We start from the raw sequence: 24,065 nt of genomic DNA on the forward strand, positions 1-24,065 counted from the left end.
GGCAAAAAAAAGCCAGCACCCGAGCTGGCTTAAAAAACACTGGAAGCAATGTGAGCAATGTCGTGCCTTTCACAGCAGAGCCACAAGCTGTAGCCTTCCGTGAACTGCCTGGCGATGATAATAGTTATCAGTATCACCTGTAAAGCACTTTGTTGAGAATTTTTCTCATTACCACACTGTCATTGTGCAATTACCACTCAGGGAAGGGATCGGCCATCTCATGCCAGTAGCCGACACCCGCCGCCATTTCCTCGTCGTTCAGCAGGCAGGCATCCAGCAAACGGGTTATTTCGGCCTGCGGCAGGTTCTGCCCGATAAACACCAGTTCCTGGCGCATATCGCCAAAAGGCTCCACCCACTTCTCCATAATCTGTGCCTGGGTCTCTTCATCCTGCGGCCAGTTTTCCTGCGCGATAGCACGCCAGAAAGTCCCTGCCAACCCATAATGGGCGATGCCACCGGCCTGGCTCCACTGCCCGGCCTGACGCGGACGCGTCGCCAACCAGTAGAACCCTTTGGAGCGTAGCAGCTTGCCACCGCCCCAGTCTCCGTTGATCACCCGATAGAATTTATCCGGTGCAAAAGGTCGACGCGCCCGATAAACAAAACTACTGATGCCATAGTTCTCCGTTTCAGGCAGGTGCTCACCACGCAGTTCCTTAAGCCAGCCTGGCGCCTGCTGCGCTTTGTCAAAGCTGAAACTGCCGGTGTTTAATACCGCCTCCAGCGGCAGTTTGCCGGGAGAGATAGCGATGATTTTGGCATCCGGGTTCAGGCTGGCAAGCAGCGCCATCACTTCGCCCTGTTGTTCCGGGGTCAGCAAATCAGTTTTACTTACCAGCATCACGTCGCAGAACTCAATCTGTTCGATCAACAGATCGGCCACGCTACGCAAATCATCCTCGCCCAGGCTTTGCCCCACCTCCTGCAGCGACTGCGCCTGCTGGTACTGTTGGATAAAGTTGACCCCGTCCACCACAGTGACCAGGGTATCCAGACGAGCAAAGTGCGACAGGCTTTCGCCCTGCTCATCCTCAAAGATGAAGGTCTCCGCTACCGGTAAGGGTTCGGAGATACCGCTGGACTCGATCAGCAGATAATCAAAGCGGCCGGCCTGCGCCAGTTCGCGTACCGAAATCAACAGGTCTTCACGCAGCGTGCAGCAGATGCAGCCATTGCTCATCTCCACCAGCTTTTCCTGCTGGCGGTCGAGCTGGACTTCGTTCTCGACCAGCGCGGCATCGATGTTCACTTCACTCATGTCGTTGACGATCACCGCCACGCGCATACCCTGGCGATTATTTAAAATATGGTTCAGCACCGTGGTTTTACCGGCGCCGAGAAAGCCGGAAAGCACGGTTACGGGTAATGGATTCATGGAGGGCCTCATTCAAAACTCATTGCGTAATGCCTGGTAACCGCGCACCAGTTCAACGTTGGTAGCGGCCACTTCTTCAGAAAATTGCAGTGCGCCGCGATCGACCTGCGGGTAAAGCGACAGATCGCTGTCGGCACCGACACGCTCGGTTGACGGGATATACCGATTTTCCGGCAACGTCACGCCGTCTACCACCGCGTTGTAGCGCACCACGCAGCCGGAGCCGATATGGCAGTTAAACAGCACGCTGTTAAAGCCGATAAACACCCGATCTTCAATGCGGCACGGGCCATGGACAATGGCGCGATGGGCGATTGAACTGAAGCGGCCGATGGTGACCGCGGCGCCGCTTTTCGAGTGGATCACCACGCCGTCCTGAATATTGGAATGGGAACCGATAATGATCGGCTCCATGTCTCCGGCCGCATTCAGTTCGTCCGCACGGATCACGGCATAGGGGCCGACGTAGACAAAATCTTCGACAATCACCCGGCCGCAAATAATGGCGGTAGGATCGATGTAGGCTTTCGATGAAACCTGGGGCAGATGACCACTGGGGTTTTTACGCAACATTTTCAGCCTCCTGCCAGCTTAACTCCGCCACCGCATTGTGGGCGTGCAGGCTTTCCTGATGCTCCACACGCAATGAAAAAGCTCGGTGATTGCACTGACTGCGCAGCATCCGATACAAGCGGCGCGCAGCATCCTCGCAGAACATCAGGTTCTGGCCATTAGCCAAGGCAAATGCCTGCTCGTCCTGACGTTTCACCAGCGTCTGTAGCGGTGTGCCCAGCGCATGCTCGATGCGATCGATTAAATTGACCACCGGCAATTCGGTTTCGCCCTCATTGAGCGTGACCGTCACCCAGGCCCAACTGCGCTGGCTATGCGGCGTGCCAGGCATGCCCTGTTCACCCAGCCAATCAATAACCTGCTGTTGATAGACTTTGTCCGCGGTCTGTTCGAAATCAAACTGAAACTGCTGCTGCGCCAGTTGACGGCTTAGCGCTGCCGAACTCGGACAGGTAGAGGAATAGGGCACGCCCACCGTCAGCGACAGGGTTAACCCGGCGCTTAGCCTGGCGTCAATTTTCAGTGGATAAGCTTTCCAGCCGCGATGTGCCGACAGCAGCGCCGGACGCGACAACAACAATTCGCCATTGATACTCAGGCCGGCACTGTCACTGTGTTCCGGCTGCGACGCCAGAAAAGCCCGCAGCGTGTCAGCAATACGTTGTGGCGTCAGTTCGCCCTGAGTCAATTCATCCAGCATCAGGTACAGACGCGACATATGTATTCCACGCGCGCCATAGCGACTGGCACGCAGATTGAGCCCGGCATTAACCTTTGCCATTAGCGGCTTGCCCACCAACTCCAGCGGCAGCGCGATCCCTTGCATCCCTACCCAATCGAGTCCGACATCACTCATGGCCCCCTGCCAGGCCTGTGCATCCGGCAGCGGCTGGGTTGGCGGAAGTGCAACCTTGTTCATACATCCCCTTGCGATTATTGATACATTGCCAGAGAAAGGTAACATTATTTTGTTATGTTATAACATATCAATTTAGTTATTTTTGCCCGTGACGGCGAATTGTTCAATCAAGTAGCAGAAAACTCAGCCATTTTGCTCAATGGATTGGGCTGTTCGTCAGAGTGCGATACACTAAGGCTATTGCTTATTAACCCATGAAGCCTCTATGCGTGGTTTACCCCTTTGGATTTTGTCGCTGAGTTGCCTGGCGAGCACCGCCCTGGCCTCAACACCTCCTGCGCCCGCCGTGGACTCCCCGCTGCCGGACATCCGCCAAAGCGGCTTTGTCTATTGTGTCAGCGGCATACTGAACACCTTTAACCCGCAGATGGCCAGCAGCGGCCTGACGGTCGATACCCTGGCCGCACAGCTGTACGACCGTCTGCTGGATGTTGACCCCTACACTTATCGGTTGATCCCCGAACTGGCGCAAAGCTGGGAAGTGCTGGATAACGGCGCGACCTACCGCTTCCATCTGCGAAAAGATGTGCCCTTTCAGGCCACCGCCTGGTTCACGCCGACCCGTAAGATGAACGCCGACGACGTGGTATTCAGCTTTGAGCGCGTGTTTAACCAGAAGCACCCATACCATGACGTCAACGGTGGCGAGTATCCGTACTTCGACAGTCTTCAGTTCGGCGACTCGGTGCAAAGCGTGAAAAAGCTCGACGAGTACACGGTTGAGATCCGCCTGCAGGTACCGGACGCCTCCTTCCTGTGGCATATCGCGACCCACTATGCGCCGGTGCTGTCGGCGGAATATGCTGACAACCTGACGCGTGAAGGCCGTCAGGAGATGATCGACCGTGAACCTGTCGGTAGCGGTCCCTTCCTGCTGAATGAATATCGCTCCGGGCAATATATTCGTCTGGCTCGCAACGACCTGTACTGGAAAGGTAAACCACGTATGCCGCAGGTGGTGATCGATCTGGGTGCCGGTGGCACCGGTCGGTTGTCGAAGCTGCTGACCGGCGAGTGTGATGTGCTGGCCTATCCAGCCGCCAGCCAGCTTTCTATTTTACGTGATGACCCACGCCTGCGCCTGACGCTGCGTCCGGGGATGAACATCGCTTACCTGGCGTTTAACACCCGCAAACCGCCGCTGGACAACCTGAAAGTCCGCCAGGCAATTTCACTGGCAATCAATAACCAGCGTCTGATGCAGTCGATTTACTACGGCACGGCAGAAACCGCCGCTTCGATTTTGCCGCGCGCTTCGTGGGCGTACGACAATGATGCGCACATCACCGAGTTTGACCCGGCCAAATCACGAGAAATGCTGAAACAGGCAGGCGCTGAGTCACTCAACCTGCGCTTGTGGGTACCTACCGCGTCGCAATCCTACAACCCCAGCCCGCTGAAGACCGCCGAGCTGATCCAGGCCGATTTGGCCCAGGTGGGGATCAAAGTCACCATAGTGCCGGTTGAAGGTCGCTTCCAAGAAGCCCGGCTGATGGAGATGAATCACGACCTGACCCTGACCGGCTGGGCCACCGACAGTAACGACCCGGACAGCTTCTTCCGGCCGCTGCTGAGCTGCGCGGCAATCCGCTCACAAACCAACTATGCTCATTGGTGTGACCCGGGGTTTGACGAAGTGCTGCAAAATGCCCTGCTGTCGCAGCAGTTGGCGCAGCGAATCGAAAACTATCAGAAGGCGCAGAAAATTCTCGAACAACAACTGCCAGTGTTGCCGCTGGCGTCTTCATTGCGCCTGCAGGCCTATCGTTACGACATCAAGGGACTGGTTCTGAGCCCGTTCGGCAATGCGTCATTTGCCGGCGTGTTCCGTGAATCTGCCCAGGGGCAGAAAAAGTGATTATCTTTACCTTACGCCGTTGCCTGCTGCTGCTGATCACGCTGTTCTTCCTGACGCTGGTCAGCTTTAGCCTGAGCTATTTCACACCGCGTGCTCCGCTGAACGGCGCCGCCCTGCTGGATGCCTATCAGTTTTACTTTGTCAGCCTGTTGCACTGGGATTTTGGCGTCTCCAGCATTAACGGTCAGGCCATCAGCGAACAACTTCGTGAAGTGTTCCCGGCGACCATGGAGCTGTGCATTCTGGCTTTCACCCTGGCGTTATTTATTGGCATTCCCCTGGGGATTATTGCCGGCGTGATGCGCGGCAAATGGCAGGACACCGCCATCAGTACCTTTGCGCTGCTCGGTTTCTCGATGCCGGTGTTCTGGCTGGCGCTGCTACTGATGCTGTTTTTCTCACTGCACCTCGGTTGGCTACCGGTTTCCGGCCGTTTCGATCTGCTGTATCAGGTTAAACCGATCACCGGCTTTGCCCTGATTGACGCCTGGCTATCTGATTCGCCCTATCGCAGCGAAATGGTTGGCAGCGCGCTACGTCATATGATCCTGCCGATTGCCGCACTGGCGGTGGCACCGACCACCGAGGTAGTGCGCCTGATGCGTATCAGCACCGACGACGTGCTCAACCAGAACTACATTAAGGCCGCCGCTACCCGTGGGCTGTCCCGTTTTACCATTATCCGCCGCCACGTGCTGCATAATGCACTGCCGCCGATCGTGCCCAAACTGGGCCTGCAGTTCTCCACCATGCTGACGCTGGCGATGATCACCGAAGTTGTGTTCAGTTGGCCGGGCCTCGGGCGCTGGATGATTAACGCCATCCGCCAGCAGGATTACGCGGCGATTTCCGCCGGCGTCATGGTGGTGGGCACGCTGGTGATCACCATTAACGTGCTGGCCGATATCTTGGGCGCGGCCACCAACCCATTGAAACATAAGGAATGGTATGCCCTTAGATAACGTATACCGCGAAAAGAAAATGCCGAGTCCGCTGCTCTACACCTGGCGGATTTTTTACAGTGATGCACTGGCGATGATTGGCTTTTACGGCGTGATAGCGCTGTTGCTGCTTTCCCTGTTCGGCAGCCTGCTGGCGCCTTATGCGCTCGATCAACAGTTCCTGGGCTATCAGCTGCTACCACCCTCCTGGTCGCGTTACGGCAACGTTTCCTTCTTCCTGGGTACTGACGACCTGGGCCGCGATATTCTCAGCCGTCTGCTGACCGGTACCGCCGCCACTTACGGTGCCGCACTACTGGTCACCGTGGCCGCATCCTTTGTCGGGGTGATCCTGGGGGTATTTGCCGGCGTAACCCGTGGTTTTCGCTCTGCGGTGCTCAATCATATTCTCGACACCTTGCTCTCGATCCCTTCGCTGCTGCTGGCGATTGTGGTAGTGGCGTTCCTCGGCCCCAAACTCGAACACGCCATGCTGGCCGTTTGGCTGGCGTTATTGCCACGCATGGTGCGCACTATCTACAGCGCAGTACATGACGAGTTGGAGAAAGAATACGTGGTTGCGGTGCGTCTGGATGGCGCCTCTACGCTGCAAATCCTGTGGTATGCCGTAATGCCCAATATTGTGGCGGTGCTGGTGACTGAATTCACCCGAGCGCTGTCGATGGCGATCCTGGATATTGCCGCACTCGGCTTCCTCGATCTCGGTGCACAACTCCCGTCTCCGGAATGGGGAGCCATGCTCGGCGACTCACTGGAGCTAGTGTATGTTGCACCCTGGACGGTGATGCTGCCCGGTGCCGCGATCCTGATCAGCGTGCTGCTGGTTAACCTGTTGGGCGATGGTATGCGCCGCGCAATCAATACGGGGGTGGAATAATGCCATTACTTGATATCCGCAACCTGACGATTGAATTTATGACGGCCGAAGGGCCGGTCAAAGCGGTTGACCGTGTCAGCATGACGTTGAGCGAAGGAGAAGTCCGTGGTTTGGTGGGCGAATCCGGTTCAGGCAAGAGCCTGATCGCCAAGGCAATTTGCGGCGTCACCAAAGACAACTGGCGCGTTACCGCCGACCGTTTCCGTTTTGACGATATCGATCTGCTGCAACTGACCCCGCGTGAACGGCGCAAACTGGTCGGGCATAACGTTTCGATGATCTTCCAGGAGCCGCAGTCTTGTCTGGATCCGTCCGAGAGCATTGGCCGCCAGTTGGCGCAGGCGATCCCTGGCTGGACCTATAAAGGTCGTTGGTGGCAACGTTTTAACTGGCGTAAACGCCGCGCCATTGAGCTACTGCACCGCGTGGGTATCAAGGATCACAAGGACATTATGGGCAGCTTCCCCTATGAGCTGACCGACGGCGAATGCCAGAAAGTGATGATCGCCATCGCCCTGGCCAACCAACCACGCCTGCTGATTGCAGACGAACCCACCAACGCCATGGAGCCGACCACCCAGGCCCAGATTTTCCGCCTGCTGGCGCGCCTGAACCAAAACAATAACACCACCATTTTGCTGATCAGCCACGATTTGCAAATGATGAGTAAATGGGCAGATCGGGTCAACGTACTGTACTGCGGCCAAACGGTGGAAAGCGCTCAGTGCGAAGACCTGCTGGCCGCACCGCACCATCCTTACACCCAGGCACTGATCCGCTCAATGCCGGACTTCGGCCGCGCATTGCCGCATAAAAGCCGTCTCAACACTCTACCGGGTGCCATTCCGTCGCTGGAGCATTTACCTATCGGTTGCCGCCTGGGGCCGCGTTGCCCTTATGCCCAGAAAAAGTGCATTGAAACACCCCGCCTGCGCCCGGTAAAAAACCACCTGTTCGCCTGCCACTTCCCGCTGAACATGGAGGAGCAATAACATGGAAACGCTGTTGGAAGTGCGTAATCTGAGCAAAACCTACCGCTACCGCACCGGGCTGTTTCGCCGCCAGCACGTTGAGGCGGTGAAATCGGTCAGCTTTACCCTGCGTGAGCGACAAACGCTGGCCATCATAGGCGAGAACGGCTCCGGCAAATCGACGTTGGCCAAGATGTTATCCGGCATGGTTGAGCCTTCATCCGGTGAACTGCTGATCGACGATCATCGACTCAACTATGGTGACTATCGCTATCGTAGCCAGCGCATTCGCATGATATTTCAGGATCCGAGCACTTCGCTCAATCCGCGCCAGCGGATTGGCCAACTGCTGGATGCTCCGCTGCGGCTAAATACTGAAATGGCGGCCCCGGAGCGCGAGCAACACATCAACCAGACGCTACGCCAGGTAGGTATGTTGCCGGACCACGCCAATTATTACCCGCACATGCTGGCCTCTGGACAGAAACAGCGAGTTGCGCTGGCCCGTGCGCTGATCCTGCAACCCAAGGTGATCGTTGCCGATGAGGCACTGGCCTCCCTGGATATGTCGATGCGCTCGCAGATCATCAACCTGATGTTGGAGCTGCAGGAGAAACACGGCATCTCCTATATCTACGTGACCCAGCATTTGGGGATGATGAAGCATATCAGCGATCAGGTGATGGTGATGCACGAAGGGGAAATTGTCGAACGTGGTAGTACCGCTGAAGTACTGGCTTCCCCTCTGCACGAACTGACCAAACGCCTGATCGCCAGCCACTTTGGGGAAGCCCTCACCGCGGACGCCTGGCGGCGCGATGGCGGCAGGTTCTGATCCTTCGGTTATCCTGAACGCCTGCGATGCATGAGCCCCTCACCCCAGCCCTCTCCCCCTGGAGAGGGTGACGTCCGCTTAAGCCATGCCGGACAGACTTGTTGATCTACCCGGCATGGCTTAGCCAATATCCTCAAATACAAATTACATTTTTGTTATATCTCATTATATTTTATTCCATTCAGTTATTGATTAGCACTTAACATTATTTTATCTCGTCAATTGAATCGGTGAGGATATCCCCTACGTTGAGCTTCTTAAACGACAGGATATCACACTGATGAACAGCCCTCGCCATCGCCAACTCGCGCAGTTTTTGCTCGCTTTAGCCGCAGGTTTCTCTGTTTATGGCCAAGCACTATGTTGCGACGGTCAGCGTTGATCCTGCCATGCCGCGCCTCTCTGCGGGCAGATTGCCTTTTTATCTTGCCGCCGTTGCCTTTTGCAGCGGTGGCTATTGTGCTTGATTAAGGACTATCCCCTATGGAACTACTACGTCGACAACATAATGCCCAGTGGTATCACGAAACCCAAAGCAGCGTGCGCGGTGACCAACCGCTGGAACCCCAGGTGGCCGGTATCCGCGATCGCTTCCTGCTGGGGCTGGGCGCTTTTGCCGACGAAGCGCTGAATACAGCACTGACTGCACGCGCCGGGGTGTTTAACGCCTCGCTGGCCAGTTACCACGTACTGTTCCCAGATCGGGTAGAATTAACGCGATTAGTGACATTGTCACCTTACGACCGTCTCAGCACTGCGCTGACGGTGGCACAGGTGACCGGCGTGCAATCCCTCTGTAGTCATTACGCTGCCCGCCTCGCCCCGCTGCACAGCCCTGATGCCTCACGTGAAAGCAATATCCGCCTGGCGCAAATCACCCAATATGCCCGCCAGCTTGCCGGTCAGCCGACCCTGATTTGCCCGAAAGCATTGCAGCAGCTCAGCGACGTCGGGCTCAGCCCGGCGGATATTGTGACGTTTTCGCAGATTATCGGCTTTGTCAGCTATCAGGCACGGGTGGTGGCCGGCGTGGCCGCATTAGCCGGGCGGCCCACTGGCGTGGTGCCCGGTTTCCCGAATATAGCGGAGGCTGAAAGTGTGGCCTTCACGACGGAAGAACTGGCATGGCAAGCACGGCTGTCATCGGTGGTGCTGGAAGAGGCATGCGCTGAACAGCTTGACGTACTGGATCAAAGCCACCCCGACGCCCGCAGCGAGTCTTATTATCTGCTACTGGCCCACGATGCCCCCGCGCTACGCGAACGCAACGGCGTATTTAACAGCATCAACGCCGATGGCTATGGCCTTTCCGCGCGGCTGAAGGCACTGGCGACGCTAGCGGTTTCCCGCATTAACGGCAGCCGCTACTGTGCCTCCACCGTAGCGCAGGATATTGAGCATGATGTATTGGTCTGTGCCCTGTTCGACAATATTGATCATGGGCTGGAGAGCACCGATAACCCGGTTCATCAGGCGGTGATCCGCGTAGCTGCAGATCTGACCCGCACGCCGGAAAAATTTACTCCGCGTAGCGTGCAGCCGTTGTTTAACAGTGGGATGAATCAGGCTCAGGCGCTGGACGTGATCCTCACCGGGGCACTCTACGCCTGGGAGAACCGCTTACGCCAAACCCTGGGGGACACACAGCACCTCAGCGAAAACCAGGCGGAATAGTTACCGCAACAGCCAACCGCGTGCGGCATCAAAAAAGTGCTGCGCCAATGGCGATGCACGCCCCGGTTCGGCGGTGACCACGGCGGCATGGCGTGACATGGCTGCGATGGTAATCGGCCGGTGTTGCAGCTCCGGCATCATCGACGGCAACAGGTTGCCTGGCGGAAACAATCCGCAGCCCAGGCCAACAAAAATACCCTGCAGCAATTGGAATATCGAGGTGGTTTCCATACGTACATGCAGCGTCAAACCCGCTTCACGGAAGTTTTGATCAAGGTAGCGGCGGAAGTAGCGCGTCGGTTCCGCCAGGCACAGCGGCAGTGCGGCCACCTCCTCCAGCGTCATTGGTGCATCCCCTGTTAGTTCGGGGAAGTACTCAGGGTGGAATACCAATTCAACGCCGGCGTCCGCCAATGGCTGCGACTGGAAATGCAGCTCCTGCAATGTGGAAAGCTCAAAGAAGCCGATGCCGATATCCACAGTATGCGCCGTCAACGCCTCCAGCAGCTGATCGGCGCTCAACACTGACACCCGGTAGTCCAACTGCGGAAAACGCTCGCTGACCGCCTTTAACATTTGAGCCAACGAAATGCTGCATTGAGGAACGGCACCGATGCGCAGCGTACCGTTAAGGCCGTGCTTAAGTGACTCCACCTCCAGCTTCAGCCCCTGATAGACTGAGACAATCTCACGCGCCCACGACAGCACTCGTTCACCTTCGGCGGTAAAACCTTCGAAATTGTTACCGCGATTGATCAACGAGACACCCAGCTCTTTTTCCAGATTTTTCAGCCTCATGGATAGCGTTGGCTGGCTGACAAAGCTAACTTGCGCCGCACGCCCGAAATGGCGCTCACGCTCGAGATTACACAGGTAGATCAGTTGCTTAATATCCATAAAACGGCTCAACAAGTCATCACTGGCCTGAGTATATCATCGCTGCAGGATTTCGGGCGCAGAGCACTGCGCCCCGAGGGTTAGACTTTCAACTTCACATAGTCCATCAGGCTCGAGAACATGCCGCCCTGCTTGACCGGCTGCCCCTGAGCCAGCGGGGCATCAAGACGCGGCATCTTGATCACATATTGCGCCTTCAGTTTGTCCGCTTCGCTTTTCGGCAGACTGAGATATTGATCCTGCCGGCTGCCCACCGCAACCTCATGGCGATCGCCGTCCCACACTTTCTCCTGCCCCAGGCTTTGCCCGGCACTGAACAAATGCAGGGTAACGAAATCACGCAGACCCCAGGTCAGTAGTTTACGCGCCTGTTCTTTGCGCCCTTTCGAACTTTTGCCGCCCATCACCACAGCAATCAGCCGACGGTCGCCTTCGGTCGCGGAGGCAATAATAATGCCACGGCTGAGGTCACGAACCGTGACCCTGTCACCGGGTTTTAAAAACATCAACGATGACCCTTTGAATACCGGATTACCTTCAGCCCAGGCATCTTTCCCCACCGGTACCACATCATCCAGACCTATCTTGTGATCGAGCGCGTGATCAATCACCAACCCGGTCATCAGCTTGGTCAGGCTGGCCGGATTACGCCTTTGATCGGCATTTTCCTGTGCCAATACCTGGCCGGTGGTGTAACCCATCAGCACGTAAGAGGCGGCGTCTATCGCCGGTGGTGTCATGAGGGGAAAGTTGAGTGGCACATCTGCCGCCTATACCGCCGAAGGCAGCAAAATTCCGGTTATCACCACCAATACTGAACGCTTCAATTGCTGTTCCTCAGGCTCTACGGGTAAAATAAAATACCAATATAATCATAGGTATAGAATGCATTAGTTGTGACGAAAGCGGAATCATTACTCTTTTTCAGCCCATGTCATTATGCAACCATTTGTTTGCCCGCTCCGCGCATGCGATAAACCGGCTCTATGCCGCCATAGCCCCATTCGATTAGACGCTGAAGCCGCGCCCTCCTAAACTTGTGACATAAATACTGAAAGCGCTTAAAAAAGCGTTCACTTTTTAGCTACAACCACCTGCGAAGACCAAGATGAAATTTAAACCGTCAATAAAGCCTTATACCGGTGCGGCGGGCGGCTGGGGTTCACTCGAAGCCACCACTCGCTATGTGCTCGACAGCAAACAGACGCTGAAAAACCTGCGTAACCTGATGCGCGTAAATAAGGCCCGCGGTTTCGACTGCCCGGGCTGTGCCTGGGGCGATGATAATCACAGCACCTTCAGCTTCTGCGAAAACGGTGCCAAAGCGGTCAGTTGGGAAGCCACGCGTAATGCGGTCGAACCGGAATTTTTTGCCGCCCACAGCGTCAGCACTCTGCAGCAACAAAGCGATTACTTTCTTGAATATCAGGGCCGCCTCACCCACCCGATGCGCTATAACGCCGAAACCGACCACTATGAGCCGATCGGTTGGCCAGACGCGCTGGCGTTGATTGCCCAGCACATCAGGCAAATGGATAATCCGAACCAGATCGAGTTGTATACCTCGGGACGCGCCAGTAACGAAGCCTCCTATCTGTATCAACTGTTTGGTCGCATGCTCGGCACCAGTAACTTTCCTGACTGCTCCAACATGTGCCACGAAGCCAGCGGCGTCGGGCTGAAACAAAGTATCGGCGTGGGTAAAGGCACCATCCGTATGGATGACTTTGAAAAGGCCGACGCCATCTTCGTATTTGGTCAGAACCCCGGCACCAACCACCCGCGCATGCTGCACAGCCTGAAAAACGCTGCCAGCCGTGGTGCACGTATCGTCAGCTTTAACACCCTGCGCGAACGTGGGCTGGAGCGCTTTGCCGATCCGCAAAGCCCGATTCAAATGCTGACGCCCAAGTCATCACCGATCAGTTCGTCCTATTTCCAACCCAACCTCGGCGGAGATATGGCCGCGGTACGCGGTATGGTGAAAGCCTTGCTAGAAGGCCACCGTCAGTGCCTGGCTGCCGGTGAGCCAGGCCTGTTCGATCTGGCTTTTATTGAACAGCACAGCGTCGGCGTGGAGAACTATCTGGCCCAGGTGGATGCCACCTCCTGGGAGCAAATCACCCAGCAGTCCGGCCTCAGCGAAGCGCAACTACGCCAGGCGGCGGCCATTTATCAGGGTGCCGAACGCGTGATCTGCACCTGGGCAATGGGCGTGACCCAACATAAACACTCGGTGCCGACGGTACGTGAAATCACCAACCTGCAACTGCTGTTCGGTCAGTTAGGCAAACCGGGGGCCGGTCTGTGCCCGGTACGCGGCCACAGCAACGTGCAGGGCAACCGCACCATGGGGATCGATGAGAAGTCGCCCAAGGCGCTGCTCGACAGCCTGGAACAACATTTTAACTTCTCACCGCGACGCGAGCCGGGCCATAACACCGTAAAGGCGATTGAAGCCATGCTGCGTGGCGAAGTGAAGGTGTTGCTGGCACTGGGCGGTAACCTGGCCGCCGCCGCACCGGACACCGAACGCACCGCCCGCGCCCTGCGCTGCTGCGACCTGACGGTGCATATCAGTACCAAGCTTAACCGTAGCCATCTGGTGACCGGCAAGGACGCGTTGATCCTGCCGACCCTCGGCCGAACCGAACAGGACTTGCAGGCCAGCGGCCCGCAGTACATCACGGTGGAAGACTCGTTCAGTATGGTGCATGCATCTGAAGGCGTCGGGAAACCCCTGGCGGATACCCAGCGCTCGGAAACCGCCATTGTCTGCGGAATTGCCGATGCAGTACTGGGCAGCCAACAACTCGACTGGCTGGAATTGGCAGATGACTATTCGTTGATCCGCAATCACATCGCCGCCACCATTCCCGGCTTCGAGGATTTCAACCGTCGTTGCGAGCAACCGGGTGGTTTCTATCTGGGTAACGCCGCCGCTGAACTACGCTTCGCGACCCCCAGCGGCAAAGCGGAATTCGGCGCGGCCCCGTTGCCAGACAGCCTGTTCCCGCAGTTAGACGGTCGCCAGGCCCCCTTCACACTGCAGACCTTGCGCTCGCACGATCAGTACAACACCACCATCTACGGGCTGGATGACCGTTACCGTGGCGTATATGGCCAACGAGAAGTGCTGTTTATAAATCCGGAAGATCTGGCCGTTCTGGATATGCAGGACGGCGAATTGGTAGAGATCGAAACCCTGTGGAATGACGGCATCACCCGCAAGGTGAGCGGTTTCAAACTGGTGAGCTACGATATCCCACGCGGCAATCTGGCGGCTTATTATCCCGAGACCAACCCACTGGTGCCACTGGCCAGCTTTGGTGATGGCACTGGCACGCCGACCTCCAAATCGATACCGGTAGAAATACGCCGCTGCATCGCACAGTCAACGCTGCGTATCGCCTGACCTGCAGCGCCCGGTTTACGCCGGGCGCGCTAATATTTCAATCGCCTTCCGTACCACTTTGCTCCGTGACGACTTTTGTTTTTTGAATATTCCCTAAATTCACGCGCTAACACGGTAAAACCGTGACGTTTGGCTTGCCCGCAGCGGGTGATTCGCGTAAAACTGTCAGCCGCAAATCTTGCCACTCACAACCCATTCACTGGACGATATGTTTCAAGATAACCCGCTGCTGGCGCAGCTTAAACAGCAACTTCACTCTCAGACCCCGCGCGTTGAAGGCGTAGTAAAAGGGACTGAGAAAGGCTTTGGCTTTCTTGAAGTAGACGGTCAAAAAAGTTATTTCATTCCGCCACCGTACATGAAGAAAGTCATGCACGGCGACCGTGTGAGCGCGACTCTGCATACCGAAAAAGAGCGCGAAATCGCCGAACCGGAAACGCTGATCGAGCCATTCCTGTCGCGCTTTGTTGGCCGAGTGCAAAAGCGCGATGACCGTTTGTCGATCGTGCCCGATCATCCGTTGCTGAAAGACGCGATTCAGTGTCGTCCCGCGCGTGGTCTGAACCACAATTTCCAGGCCGGTGACTGGGCAGTGGCAGAAATGTGTCGCCACCCGCTGAAAGGCGACCGCGGTTTCAACGCCGATTTGACCCAATTTATTACCGATGGTGAAGATCACCTGGCGCCATGGTGGGTCACGCTGGCCCGTCATAATCTGGAAAAAGAAGCTCCGGAGATGATCGCCATCAGCGAGCCGGATGCTTCACTGCCGCGTGAAGACCTGACTGCGCTGAATTTTGTCACCATTGACAGTGCCAGCACCGAAGATATGGACGATGCGTTGTTCGTACAGGACAACGGCGACGGCTCACTGCAATTGACCATCGCCATTGCCGATCCGACCGCCTACGTCGAGCAAGGTAGCCCATTGGATGAAATCGCCCGCAAGCGCGCCTTCACCAACTACCTGCCAGGCTTCAACATCCCTATGTTGCCACGCGATCTGTCAGACAACCTGTGTTCACTGCGCCCGAACCAACGCCGTCCGGTATTGGCCTGCCGCGTGACCATCGGTGCCGACGGCGCCCTGGCTGACGACATTCGCTTCTTCGCCGCCGAGATCGAGTCAAAAGCCAAACTGGTTTATGACGAAGTGTCCGACTGGCTGGAAGACATTGCTGGCTGGCAACCGCCAAGTGGCGACATTGCACAGCAAATCACCCTGCTCAATCGCGTGTGCGATGTGCGTAACTCCTGGCGCCACCAGCACGCTCTGGTATTTAAAGATCGCCCTGACTACCGCTTTGTTCTGGGCGAAAAAGGCGAAGTGCTGGAGATCGTCACCGAGCAACGCCGCACGGCCAACCGTATCGTTGAAGAGTGCATGATTGCTTCCAACGTTTGCGCCGCTATCGTGCTGCGCGACCATCTCGGCTTCGGCATTTACAACGTGCATACCGGTTTCGATCCGCTGCTGGTTGAACAGGCGGTTACCGTGCTGCAGGCCAACGGCGTGGAAGCCGATGCCGAGAAACTGCTGACGCTGGAAGGGTTCTGCGAATTGCGCCGTCACCTGGATTCACAGCCGACCCAGTTCCTCGACAGCCGCATCCGTCGTTCCCAGACCTATGCCGAGATCAGCACCACACCGGGCCCGCATTATGGCCTGGGGCTGGAAGCCTACGCCACCTGGACCTCACCGATCCGTAAATACGGCGATATGGTTAACCACCGTCTGCTGAAAGCCATTATCGCCGAGCAGTCCGCGGAGAAGCCGCAGGACGAAGTTACCGTCCAGTTGGCAGAGCGCCGTCGTCTGAACCGCATGGCAGAGCGCGACGTGAGCGACTGGTTGTATGCCCGCTACCTGAAAGATAAAGCCGGCACCGATGAGCGCTTCAATGCAGAGATCATCGACGTGACCCGCGGCGGCCTGCGTGTACGCCTGCTGGACAACGGCGCAGTGGCCTTTATCCCGGCTCCCTTTATTCACGCGGTGCGTGATGAAATGGTCTGCAGCCAGGAGACCGGCACCGTTCAGATCAAAGGCGAAGTCGTCTATCGCCAGGGTGATAACCTGCAGGTCACCATCGCCGAAGTGCGTATGGAAACCCGCAGCGTGATCGCCAGACCGGCGGCCTAAGCTCGCAAGATTCACTGAGGTCAGACAAACACCGGACGGGTTAACCTCCGGTGTTTTTTTTCGTCGATTGAATAACAACGCCGATGTCTTTGCGTCATAAAAGAGAGAGAACGCTACAACACCATCACATTGTTTTTACGCTATTACTCAACCAGCTTCACATTTCTCATCCGACCTGCTGTTTTTCACGCACAAAACTCCTACTTTTAATTTGTATCCATTCTCCAATAAGAGCTTCTCTTTTTTATTTCTGCACACCAAGGAGTTGTTGATCATGAAAAACGTCAAGTCCGGGATCGTCTGGCTGGCGGTGGCGTTGGTGGGCGCATTTGCCTTCGCCATGCTGGCGCTAAGCCGTGGGGAGCATGTTAATGCGGTTTGGCTAGTGGTAGCGGCGGTCGCCTGCTACAGCATCGCTTACCGCTTCTACAGCCTGTTTATTGCCAGGAAAGTCTTTGAGCTCGACGATCGCCGCATGACGCCGGCGGAACGTCGCAACGACGGATTGGACTACGTGCCCACCAACAAATGGGTGCTGTTTGGTCACCACTTTGCCGCTATTGCTGGTGCCGGGCCGTTGGTTGGCCCGATCCTGGCTGCACAAATGGGCTTTCTGCCCGGCACCATCTGGATCCTGGTTGGGGTGATGCTGGCCGGTGCCGTGCAGGACTTCCTGATCCTGTTTATCTCCACTCGCCGTGACGGCCGTTCGCTGGGTGAAATGGCCAAGCAGGAACTGGGCGCCTTCGCCGGGGTGATCACCATGCTGGGTGCGCTGGGGGTGATGATTATCATTCTCTCTGCGCTGGCGCTGGTGGTGGTAAAAGCTTTGGCCGACAGCCCATGGGGCCTGTTCACTATCGCCGCTACCATTCCTATCGCGCTGTTTATGGGCGTGTATATGCGTTTTATTCGGCCGGGTAAAATCGCCGAAATTTCGGTGGTGGGTTTTGCCCTGATGCTGCTGGCGATTATTTACGGCGGCAATGTGGCACAAGACCCCTACTGGGGCCCGTTCTTCACGCTGCACGGTACTACGCTGACCTGGGTGCTGGTGGTCTATGGCTTTGTCGCCTCGGTACTGCCGGTGTGGCTGCTGTTGGCGCCGCGTGACTATCTGTCCACCTTTATGAAGATTGGCGTCATTATCGGGCTGGCGATTGGCATCGTCTTTGCCATGCCGGAAATGAAAATGCCAGCGGTGTCGCGCTTTATCGACGGTAGTGGCCCGGTGTTCGCCGGCTCGCTGTTCCCGTTCCTGTTTATTACCATCGCCTGCGGCTCAATTTCCGGCTTCCATGCGTTGGTATCCAGCGGTACAACACCGAAACTGGTGGAGCGTGAAAGCCATATCCGCTTTATCGGCTATGGCGCCATGTTGATGGAGTCCTTCGTGGCCATCATGGCACTGATCTGCGCCTCGGTTATCGATCCGGGCGTTTACTTCGCCATGAACTCACCGGCGGCGCTGATCGGCACCACGGTGGAAAATGCCTCGCAGGTGATTAACGGTTGGGGCTTTATGATCACCCCGGAAACCCTGACGATGATTGCCAAAGACGTCGGAGAGCACTCGATTCTGTCGCGGGCCGGTGGCGCACCGACCTTTGCGGTAGGTATGGCGCACATCATTACCGAGGTGTTTAACAGCCGCGCGATGATGGCGTTTTGGTATCATTTCGCCATTTTGTTCGAAGCCCTGTTTATTCTGACCGCCGTCGATGCCGGGACCCGCGCCTGCCGCTTTATGGTGCAGGATTTAGTTGGCGTGGCGATCCCTCGGTTGGCCAACAACCGTTCGTGGTTCGGTAATCTGGCGGGAACGACGGTGGCGGTCGCCGGCTGGGGGTTCTTTGTCTATCAGGGGGTGGTCGACCCACTCGGCGGCATCAACACTCTGTGGCCGCTGTTCGGTATCGGTAACCAGATGCTGGCGTCAATGGCGCTGATCCTCGGCACCGTGGTGCTGTTCAAAATGAAAAAACAGCGCTACGCCTGGGTGACTATTCTCCCCACCGTCTGGTTGTTTATCACCTCAATGACCGCCGGTTGGCAGAAGATCTTCCATGAAAAACCGAGTATCGGCTTCCTGGCACAGGCGAAGAAATTCTCTACCGGTATTGAGCAAGGTACGTTAATCGCACCGGCCAAGACCTTAAAGGATATGGAAACCATCGTGTTCAGCAACCAGATTAACGCCGCACTCTGTGCTTTCTTTATGTTGGTGGCGGTTACCATGCTGGTCTCCGCCTTCTTTGTGATCCGCCGTGCGCTGAACTCCAGCCAGCCTACGGCGCAGGAGTCACCGATCGTCCTGCGTGAGAATAGCTAAACCTGCGATTAGACGCGGCATGCAGCGCCCCTACTTCTAAACAACCGGGCACTTGATCAGTGCCCTTAGGTTGCTGACAAAGCAGGAAAAAGCGTGGTTTTTCCTGCTTTGTGGTGAACAGCCGAAAATCAATAAATTTATTTTCCTGATTTTTATTTATCGACCTCAACTCGCTCTGGGCAGGAATGAGGTTTGTCATCAGTCTGCGGGCACTTGATCAGTGCCCTTTTCTTTGTTTACAGCTCAGTTCAATAAGTTAGTCCCAAAGGCCCCCTGCCAATCCTGTTCGAACTTCTCTACCGCCGCCTGTACCGCAGGTGCGGCAAGGAACTGCTCGGCAACGTCGACCGGCAAGGTGATGGCCTGGCAACCTGCCAGTAAACACTCCAGTGCCTGACGCGGCGTTTTAAAACTGGCGGCCAGCACTCTGGCTCCTGGTGCATGCAGCGTCAACAACTGTTGCAGCTCCTGCACCATCTTGATGCCGTCGCCGCCCTGCGCATCCAGACGGTTTATGTAAGGGGCAACATACTCTGCCCCGGCCAACGCCGCCAGCAATCCCTGACCCGCGCCGTAGACCGCCGTCCCCAAGGTCGGGATCGACATCGTTTTCAGTTTCTTAATTGCTGCCAGCCCTTCAGCGGTCGCCGGCACCTTCACCACCAGCCCTGGCACTCGCTGATGAAGCAGCGCCGCTTCAGCCACCATAAGTTCGGCATCGTTGGCCATCACCTGAGCAAACAGCTTGCCGGTGCCCCCCATCGCATCACGCAGAGCCGGCAACACCTCCCAAATCGGCTTCCCCTCTTTGGCAACAATACTTGGATTAGTGGTCACGCCATGCAACGGAAGGATGCGCGCCAGGCGTTTCACGGCGTTCACATCAGCGGTATCGAGATATAGCTCCATTACGGACTCCTGAATCTTCTGTGGGCGAATTCAAACTCTGAGCATAGTAGGACATGCAATACGTTTATATGTGATCGAAATCAAATCAACTTTCATTCGAAACAAATTTAATAAAAACAGAAAAGCAATCGAATGACAGGTGACTCGTGATCTTCAATCTGCAGCGCTATTCCACCCATGATGGCCCAGGTATTCGCAGCGTAGTGTTTCTGAAGGGCTGCTCGCTCGGCTGCCGCTGGTGCCAAAACCCGGAAAGCCGGGCGCGAAAGGCAGACCTGTTGTTCGACCCACGCCTGTGTCTTGGCGGCTGCACGCTATGCAGCGAAGAGGATCCGCAGGCTGTCCGGCGGATAGACGATAATCTGGTGATCCAGCGCGATTTACTCAGCCATGAAGATTATGCCGCATTGGCTGCCCGTTGCCCAACTGGCGCGCTCAGCCTGTGCGGCAGCGCGATAAATATCGACGCAATCATGGCCGAGGTCCTGCGCGATCGCCCCTTTTATCTAAGGACCGGCGGTGGCCTGACGCTGTCCGGCGGCGAACCCTTTATGCAACCGACCGTGGCGGCAGAACTACTGCGCCGCAGTCGTGAGGCTGGAATTCATACCGCAGTGGAGTCATGCCTCCATACCCCGTGGTCGTACATCGTCCCTTCACTGCCCTGGCTTGACCTGATGCTGGCGGATCTGAAGCACGTCGATGAACGGCGTTTCAAACAGTGGACCGGCGGATCCGCCAAACGGGTAATGGACAATTTTCGTCGGCTGGCTGAGCGCGGCACCCAAACCATTGTGCGCGTGCCGCTGATCCCGGAGTTTAACGCCGATCACCACTCTGTCCGCACGATTGTCGATTTCGCCGCCGATGAAGCCGGTGCCAAAGAGATTCATTTTTTGCCGTATCACACACTGGGCATCAACAAATACCACCTGCTCGGCGAACCCTATCACGCAGCCCGTACCCCACTGGATACACCCGAACTGCTGGCCTATGCCGAGCAGTACGCCAAAACCAAAGGGCTAACCGCTATTTTGCGAGGATAACATCATGACCACGCTGGACTTGACCACCCTGACTGCACGCACCCTGGCCCACAAGAAAGCGCTGATCCATATCGTCAAACCGCCGGTTTGCACCGAACGCGCACAGCACTATACCGAAGCCTATCAGCAACACCTGGACAAACCCTTGCCGGTGCGTCGGGCGCTGGCATTAACTAACCATCTGGCCAAACGCACCCTGAGAATCGACAACGATGAGCTGATTATCGGCAACCAGGCCAGCGAATTGCGCGCCGCGCCGATCTTCCCGGAATATACCGTCAGTTGGATAGAAGACGAGATTGACCAATTGGCCGGCCGCCCAGGCGCCGGTTTTTCCATCAGCGAAGAGAATAAGGCCATCCTGCACCGGATATGCCCGTGGTGGCGCGGCCAGACGGTACAAGACCGCTGCTACGGCATGTTCACCGATGAACAACAGGCGCTGCTGGCCACCGGCATCATCAAGGCCGAAGGCAATATGACTTCGGGAGATGCCCACCTGGCGGTAAATTTCCCACTGCTGCTGGAAAAAGGCCTGGACGGGCTACGCGACAAGGTGGACGAGCGCCGCAGCCGCCTTCGCCTCACCGACTGGCAAGAGTTACAGCAGGAACAATTCCTGAAGGCTATCGACCTGACTCTGGAGGCACTGAGCGCCCATATCCTGCGCTTTGCCGAACTGTCCCGCAACATGGCACTGGCGGAAAGTCGCCACTGGCGGAGTGAAGAGCTGCTGGCCATCACGGAAAACTGCGAGTTAATCGCTCACCGCCCACCGCAGACCTTCTGGCAGGCGCTGCAACTGTGTTACTTCATTCAGTTAACGTTACAAATTGAGTCCAACGGCCATTCGGTGTCCTTTGGCCGTCTCGACCAATACCTGTACCCCTGGTATCGCCGCGATGTCGAGCTGGAGCAGACTCTGCCGCGTGAGCGTGCGATTGAAATGCTGCACAGCTGCTGGCTGAAACTTTTGGAGATCAACAAGATCCGTTCTGGTTCGCACTCCAAAGCCTCGGCAGGCAGCCCGCTGTATCAGAACGTCACTCTTGGCGGACAGAAGCTGATCGATGGCCAACCCTGCGACGCGGTGAATCCTTTATCCTATACCATTCTGGAGTCCTGTGGCCGTCTGCGCTCAACCCAACCTAACCTCAGCGTTCGTTACCATGCCGGGATGAGCAGCGATTTTCTCGATGCCTGCGTGCAGGTGATCCGTTGTGGCTTCGGCATGCCGGCCTTCAACAACGATGAGATCGTCATTCCCGAATTTATCAAGCTGGGGGTGGAGGTACAGGATGCCTATGATTATGCGGCGATTGGCTGTATCGAAACCGCCGTTGGCGGGAAATGGGGTTATCGCTGCACCGGCATGAGTTTTATCAACTTCGCCCGAGTATTGCTGGCGGCGCTGGATCAAGGGCGTGATGCCACCTCTGGCAAGGTGTTCCTGCACCAGGAGTTGGCGTTGTCGCGAGGCAACTTCAGCCATTTCGATCAGGTGCTTGACGCCTGGGACAGCCAGATCCGCTACTACACCCGTAAGTCGATTGAAATTGAGTGCGTGGTCGATAGCGTGCTGGAAGAAAATGCTCACGACATTCTGTGCTCAGCATTGGTGGACGACTGCATTGAACGCGGTAAAAGCATTAAGCAAGGTGGTGCAAAATACGACTGGGTTTCGGGCCTACAGGTCGGTATTGCCAACCTGGGCAACAGTCTGGCAGCAGTGCGTAAACTGGTGTTCGATCAGGGTGCGATCGGCCAGCAGCAGTTGGCAGCAGCGCTGGCCAATGACTTTGACGGGTTAAGCGGTGAGCAGTTACGTCAGCGGCTGCTCAACGCCGCGCCAAAATACGGCAATGACGTGGATGAGGTCGACCAATTACTGGTGCGCGCTTATCAAACCTACATTGACGAACTCGGGCAGTACCACAATACCCGCTTTGGTCGTGGCCCGATCGGCGGCACTTACTACGCCGGTACTTCGTCCATTTCGGCTAACGTCCCCTTTGGCGCGGCTACCCTGGCAACACCGGATGGGCGTAAAGCGCATACGCCGCTGGCGGAAGGTGCCAGCCCGGCATCAGGTACCGACCACCTGGGGCCGACTGCCGTGTTTAATTCACTGTCAAAGTTACCTACCGCCTCAATCCTCGGTGGCGTGCTGCTGAACCAGAAACTCAACCCGGCCACTCTGGAAAACCCGGTCGATCGTGAAAAGCTGATGCTGATGCTGCGCACCTTCTTTGAGGACTATCAGGGCTGGCACGTACAGTACAACATTGTGCCGCGAGAAACCCTGCTGGAAGCGAAGCAACATCCTGACCAGTATCGTGATTTAGTGGTTCGTGTTGCTGGATATTCCGCGTTCTTTACCGCATTATCCCCTGACGCGCAGGATGATATTATTGCGCGAACAGAACATACTATTTAAACAACAAATATTAGCGGCCGCACCTTGGTGGCCGCACATCAGGTTGATATGAATTCAAGACAACAGACAATATTGCAATTGGTTAACGACCGTCGGCGCATCAGCGTCAGCGATTTAGCTGCTGCTACCGGCGTTTCTGAGGTGACAATCCGTCAGGATTTGAACCTGCTGGAGAAGCGCAGTTACTTGAAGCGGGTGCATGGTTCCGCACTGGCGCTGGAAAGTGACGACGTCGATGCACGCATGATGTCCAACTTCACTCTCAAGCAAAAGCTGGCGCAATATGCCGCATCGCTGGTTAACGACGATGAAACCATCTTTATCGAAAGCGGCAGTGCCAACGCGCTTTTGGCTCGCTACATTGCCGAACGCAAGCGCATCACGCTGATCACCGTCAGCCACTATATCGCCAACCTGCTGAAAGAGACCGACTGCGAAGTGATCGTGCTGGGCGGCCTGTATCAGAAAAAAAGCGAAACCGTGGTCGGGCCGTTAACGCGACAGTGCATTCAGCAGGTGCATTTCAGCAAGGCGTTTATCGGCATTGACGGCTACCATGCGGACACCGGCTTTACCGGTCGCGATATGATGCGCGCCGATGTGGTTAATGCCGTACTGGCAAAAGGCGTAGAAAATATTGTCCTGACCGACTCGTCCAAGTTTGGACAAATCCAACCCAATCCGCTGACTCAGCAGGGGAAAGTGCATCGGGTGATCACCGATTCCCGGCTGTCGCTGGACTATCAGCACCAATTAAAACGCCAGGGAATTCAGTTGGATATAGTAAACGACTAGGTGTCAGGCGAGAAAGTGGTGGCCGTCACACGACGGCCTACCTG

18 protein-coding genes are annotated in these 24,065 nt (G+C 56.3%); 12 read left to right on the plus strand and 6 right to left on the minus strand.

Features of this window, described 5'->3' with window-relative positions; genetic code table 11:
- Positions 1-190 precede the first annotated feature (190 nt).
- The 3 genes from zigA to folE2 are packed head-to-tail and all read right to left on the minus strand — an operon-like array spanning position 191 to position 2,870.
- Entirely contained in the window at positions 191-1,378 is a 1,188-nt protein-coding gene (gene zigA / locus ACUTSU_RS02485; protein ID WP_445653725.1) for a zinc metallochaperone GTPase ZigA, read from the minus strand.
- Between the two features lie 12 nt (positions 1,379-1,390).
- The gene (locus tag ACUTSU_RS02490) at positions 1,391-1,951 is read right to left on the minus strand and encodes a carbonate dehydratase (protein ID WP_445651660.1); all 561 of its coding nucleotides are present in this window, start codon (positions 1,949-1,951) and stop codon (positions 1,391-1,393) included.
- The gene (folE2, locus tag ACUTSU_RS02495; RefSeq protein ID WP_445653726.1) at positions 1,941-2,870 is read right to left on the minus strand and encodes a GTP cyclohydrolase FolE2; all 930 of its coding nucleotides are present in this window, start codon (positions 2,868-2,870) and stop codon (positions 1,941-1,943) included. Before folE2 ends, ACUTSU_RS02490 begins: the two co-directional genes overlap by 11 nt.
- Before the next feature lie 205 nt (positions 2,871-3,075).
- On the opposite strand from folE2, the gene sapA reads away from it, so the two are divergent.
- From sapA to ACUTSU_RS02525, 6 genes are all read left to right on the plus strand, one after another.
- Entirely contained in the window at positions 3,076-4,728 is a 1,653-nt protein-coding gene (gene sapA / locus ACUTSU_RS02500) for an ABC transporter substrate-binding protein SapA (protein WP_445651662.1), read from the plus strand.
- Positions 4,725-5,690: a putrescine export ABC transporter permease SapB gene (gene sapB / locus ACUTSU_RS02505; protein WP_445651663.1), complete on the plus strand. Its 966-nt coding sequence runs from the start codon at positions 4,725-4,727 to the stop codon at positions 5,688-5,690. Before sapA ends, sapB begins: the two co-directional genes overlap by 4 nt.
- The gene (gene sapC / locus ACUTSU_RS02510) at positions 5,677-6,567 is read left to right on the plus strand and encodes a putrescine export ABC transporter permease SapC (RefSeq protein ID WP_445651664.1); all 891 of its coding nucleotides are present in this window, start codon (positions 5,677-5,679) and stop codon (positions 6,565-6,567) included. Before sapB ends, sapC begins: the two co-directional genes overlap by 14 nt.
- Positions 6,567-7,559 carry a putrescine export ABC transporter ATP-binding protein SapD gene (gene sapD, locus ACUTSU_RS02515; RefSeq protein WP_012145360.1) on the plus strand — a complete coding sequence of 331 codons (993 nt, stop codon included), beginning with the start codon at positions 6,567-6,569 and terminating at the stop codon, positions 7,557-7,559. The genes sapC and sapD overlap by 1 nt, the downstream gene beginning before the upstream one ends.
- 1 nt (position 7,560) lies before the next feature.
- Positions 7,561-8,373 carry a putrescine export ABC transporter ATP-binding protein SapF gene (gene sapF, locus ACUTSU_RS02520; RefSeq protein ID WP_099062884.1) on the plus strand — a complete coding sequence of 271 codons (813 nt, stop codon included), beginning with the start codon at positions 7,561-7,563 and terminating at the stop codon, positions 8,371-8,373.
- A gap of 483 nt (positions 8,374-8,856) precedes the next feature.
- A complete protein-coding gene (locus ACUTSU_RS02525; RefSeq protein ID WP_445653727.1) occupies positions 8,857-10,047 on the plus strand; it encodes a CMD domain-containing protein in 1,191 nt (396 codons plus the stop codon).
- On the opposite strand, the gene ACUTSU_RS02530 is transcribed toward ACUTSU_RS02525, so the two are convergent.
- A complete protein-coding gene (locus ACUTSU_RS02530; RefSeq protein ID WP_445651667.1) occupies positions 10,048-10,944 on the minus strand; it encodes a LysR family transcriptional regulator in 897 nt (298 codons plus the stop codon).
- 80 nt (positions 10,945-11,024) lie between these two features.
- Entirely contained in the window at positions 11,025-11,705 is a 681-nt protein-coding gene (locus ACUTSU_RS02535; RefSeq protein ID WP_445653728.1) for a hypothetical protein, read from the minus strand.
- Positions 11,706-12,052: 347 nt separating this feature from the next.
- Between ACUTSU_RS02535 and ACUTSU_RS02540 the strand changes: the two genes are divergently transcribed.
- The 3 genes from ACUTSU_RS02540 (at position 12,053) to ACUTSU_RS02550 (ending at position 18,834) form a co-directional block, all read left to right on the plus strand.
- Positions 12,053-14,359, plus strand: a complete 2,307-nt coding sequence (locus ACUTSU_RS02540; protein ID WP_445651669.1) for an FdhF/YdeP family oxidoreductase — start codon at positions 12,053-12,055, stop codon at positions 14,357-14,359.
- A gap of 208 nt (positions 14,360-14,567) precedes the next feature.
- The gene (locus tag ACUTSU_RS02545; RefSeq protein WP_445653729.1) at positions 14,568-16,502 is read left to right on the plus strand and encodes an exoribonuclease II; all 1,935 of its coding nucleotides are present in this window, start codon (positions 14,568-14,570) and stop codon (positions 16,500-16,502) included.
- Between the two features lie 274 nt (positions 16,503-16,776).
- The gene (locus tag ACUTSU_RS02550) at positions 16,777-18,834 is read left to right on the plus strand and encodes a carbon starvation CstA family protein (protein WP_445653730.1); all 2,058 of its coding nucleotides are present in this window, start codon (positions 16,777-16,779) and stop codon (positions 18,832-18,834) included.
- Between the two features lie 243 nt (positions 18,835-19,077).
- Here the strand turns inward: ACUTSU_RS02550 and fsa are convergent, their stop codons facing one another.
- Complete coding sequence (fsa, locus tag ACUTSU_RS02555; protein WP_174352078.1) at positions 19,078-19,743, minus strand: fructose-6-phosphate aldolase; 666 nt, start codon at positions 19,741-19,743, stop codon at positions 19,078-19,080.
- A gap of 146 nt (positions 19,744-19,889) precedes the next feature.
- Here fsa and ACUTSU_RS02560 point away from each other — a divergent pair, with 146 nt between their 5' ends.
- Genes ACUTSU_RS02560 through ACUTSU_RS02570 form a run of 3 tightly spaced genes read left to right on the plus strand, consistent with a single transcriptional unit; the run spans position 19,890 to position 24,021 of the window.
- Positions 19,890-20,789, plus strand: a complete 900-nt coding sequence (locus ACUTSU_RS02560; protein WP_445653731.1) for a glycyl-radical enzyme activating protein — start codon at positions 19,890-19,892, stop codon at positions 20,787-20,789.
- A gap of 4 nt (positions 20,790-20,793) precedes the next feature.
- Positions 20,794-23,226 carry a formate C-acetyltransferase/glycerol dehydratase family glycyl radical enzyme gene (locus ACUTSU_RS02565; RefSeq protein ID WP_445653732.1) on the plus strand — a complete coding sequence of 811 codons (2,433 nt, stop codon included), beginning with the start codon at positions 20,794-20,796 and terminating at the stop codon, positions 23,224-23,226.
- A gap of 48 nt (positions 23,227-23,274) precedes the next feature.
- Entirely contained in the window at positions 23,275-24,021 is a 747-nt protein-coding gene (locus ACUTSU_RS02570) for a DeoR/GlpR family DNA-binding transcription regulator (RefSeq protein WP_012145371.1), read from the plus strand.
- The last annotated feature ends 44 nt before the right edge of the window (positions 24,022-24,065 follow it).

The sequence above is a fragment of the Serratia sp. NA_13 genome (genome assembly GCF_052691735.1).

What these genes read in the sequence shown, in the direction of transcription:
- ACUTSU_RS02490 (WP_445651660.1), bottom strand. Translation starts at nt 1,951, where the DNA reads ATGTTGCGTAAAAACCCCAGTGGTCATCTGCCCCAGGTTTCATCGAAA.
- ACUTSU_RS02530 (WP_445651667.1), bottom strand. Translation starts at nt 10,944, where the DNA reads ATGGATATTAAGCAACTGATCTACCTGTGTAATCTCGAGCGTGAGCGC.
- ACUTSU_RS02525 (WP_445653727.1), top strand. Translation starts at nt 8,857, where the DNA reads ATGGAACTACTACGTCGACAACATAATGCCCAGTGGTATCACGAAACC.
- ACUTSU_RS02550 (WP_445653730.1), top strand. Translation starts at nt 16,777, where the DNA reads ATGAAAAACGTCAAGTCCGGGATCGTCTGGCTGGCGGTGGCGTTGGTG.
- ACUTSU_RS02565 (WP_445653732.1), top strand. Translation starts at nt 20,794, where the DNA reads ATGACCACGCTGGACTTGACCACCCTGACTGCACGCACCCTGGCCCAC.
- fsa (WP_174352078.1), bottom strand. Translation starts at nt 19,743, where the DNA reads ATGGAGCTATATCTCGATACCGCTGATGTGAACGCCGTGAAACGCCTG.
- zigA (WP_445653725.1), bottom strand. Translation starts at nt 1,378, where the DNA reads ATGAATCCATTACCCGTAACCGTGCTTTCCGGCTTTCTCGGCGCCGGT.
- sapF (WP_099062884.1), top strand. Translation starts at nt 7,561, where the DNA reads ATGGAAACGCTGTTGGAAGTGCGTAATCTGAGCAAAACCTACCGCTAC.
- ACUTSU_RS02545 (WP_445653729.1), top strand. Translation starts at nt 14,568, where the DNA reads ATGTTTCAAGATAACCCGCTGCTGGCGCAGCTTAAACAGCAACTTCAC.
- ACUTSU_RS02540 (WP_445651669.1), top strand. Translation starts at nt 12,053, where the DNA reads ATGAAATTTAAACCGTCAATAAAGCCTTATACCGGTGCGGCGGGCGGC.
- sapC (WP_445651664.1), top strand. Translation starts at nt 5,677, where the DNA reads ATGCCCTTAGATAACGTATACCGCGAAAAGAAAATGCCGAGTCCGCTG.
- ACUTSU_RS02570 (WP_012145371.1), top strand. Translation starts at nt 23,275, where the DNA reads ATGAATTCAAGACAACAGACAATATTGCAATTGGTTAACGACCGTCGG.
- sapD (WP_012145360.1), top strand. Translation starts at nt 6,567, where the DNA reads ATGCCATTACTTGATATCCGCAACCTGACGATTGAATTTATGACGGCC.
- sapA (WP_445651662.1), top strand. Translation starts at nt 3,076, where the DNA reads ATGCGTGGTTTACCCCTTTGGATTTTGTCGCTGAGTTGCCTGGCGAGC.
- folE2 (WP_445653726.1), bottom strand. Translation starts at nt 2,870, where the DNA reads ATGAACAAGGTTGCACTTCCGCCAACCCAGCCGCTGCCGGATGCACAG.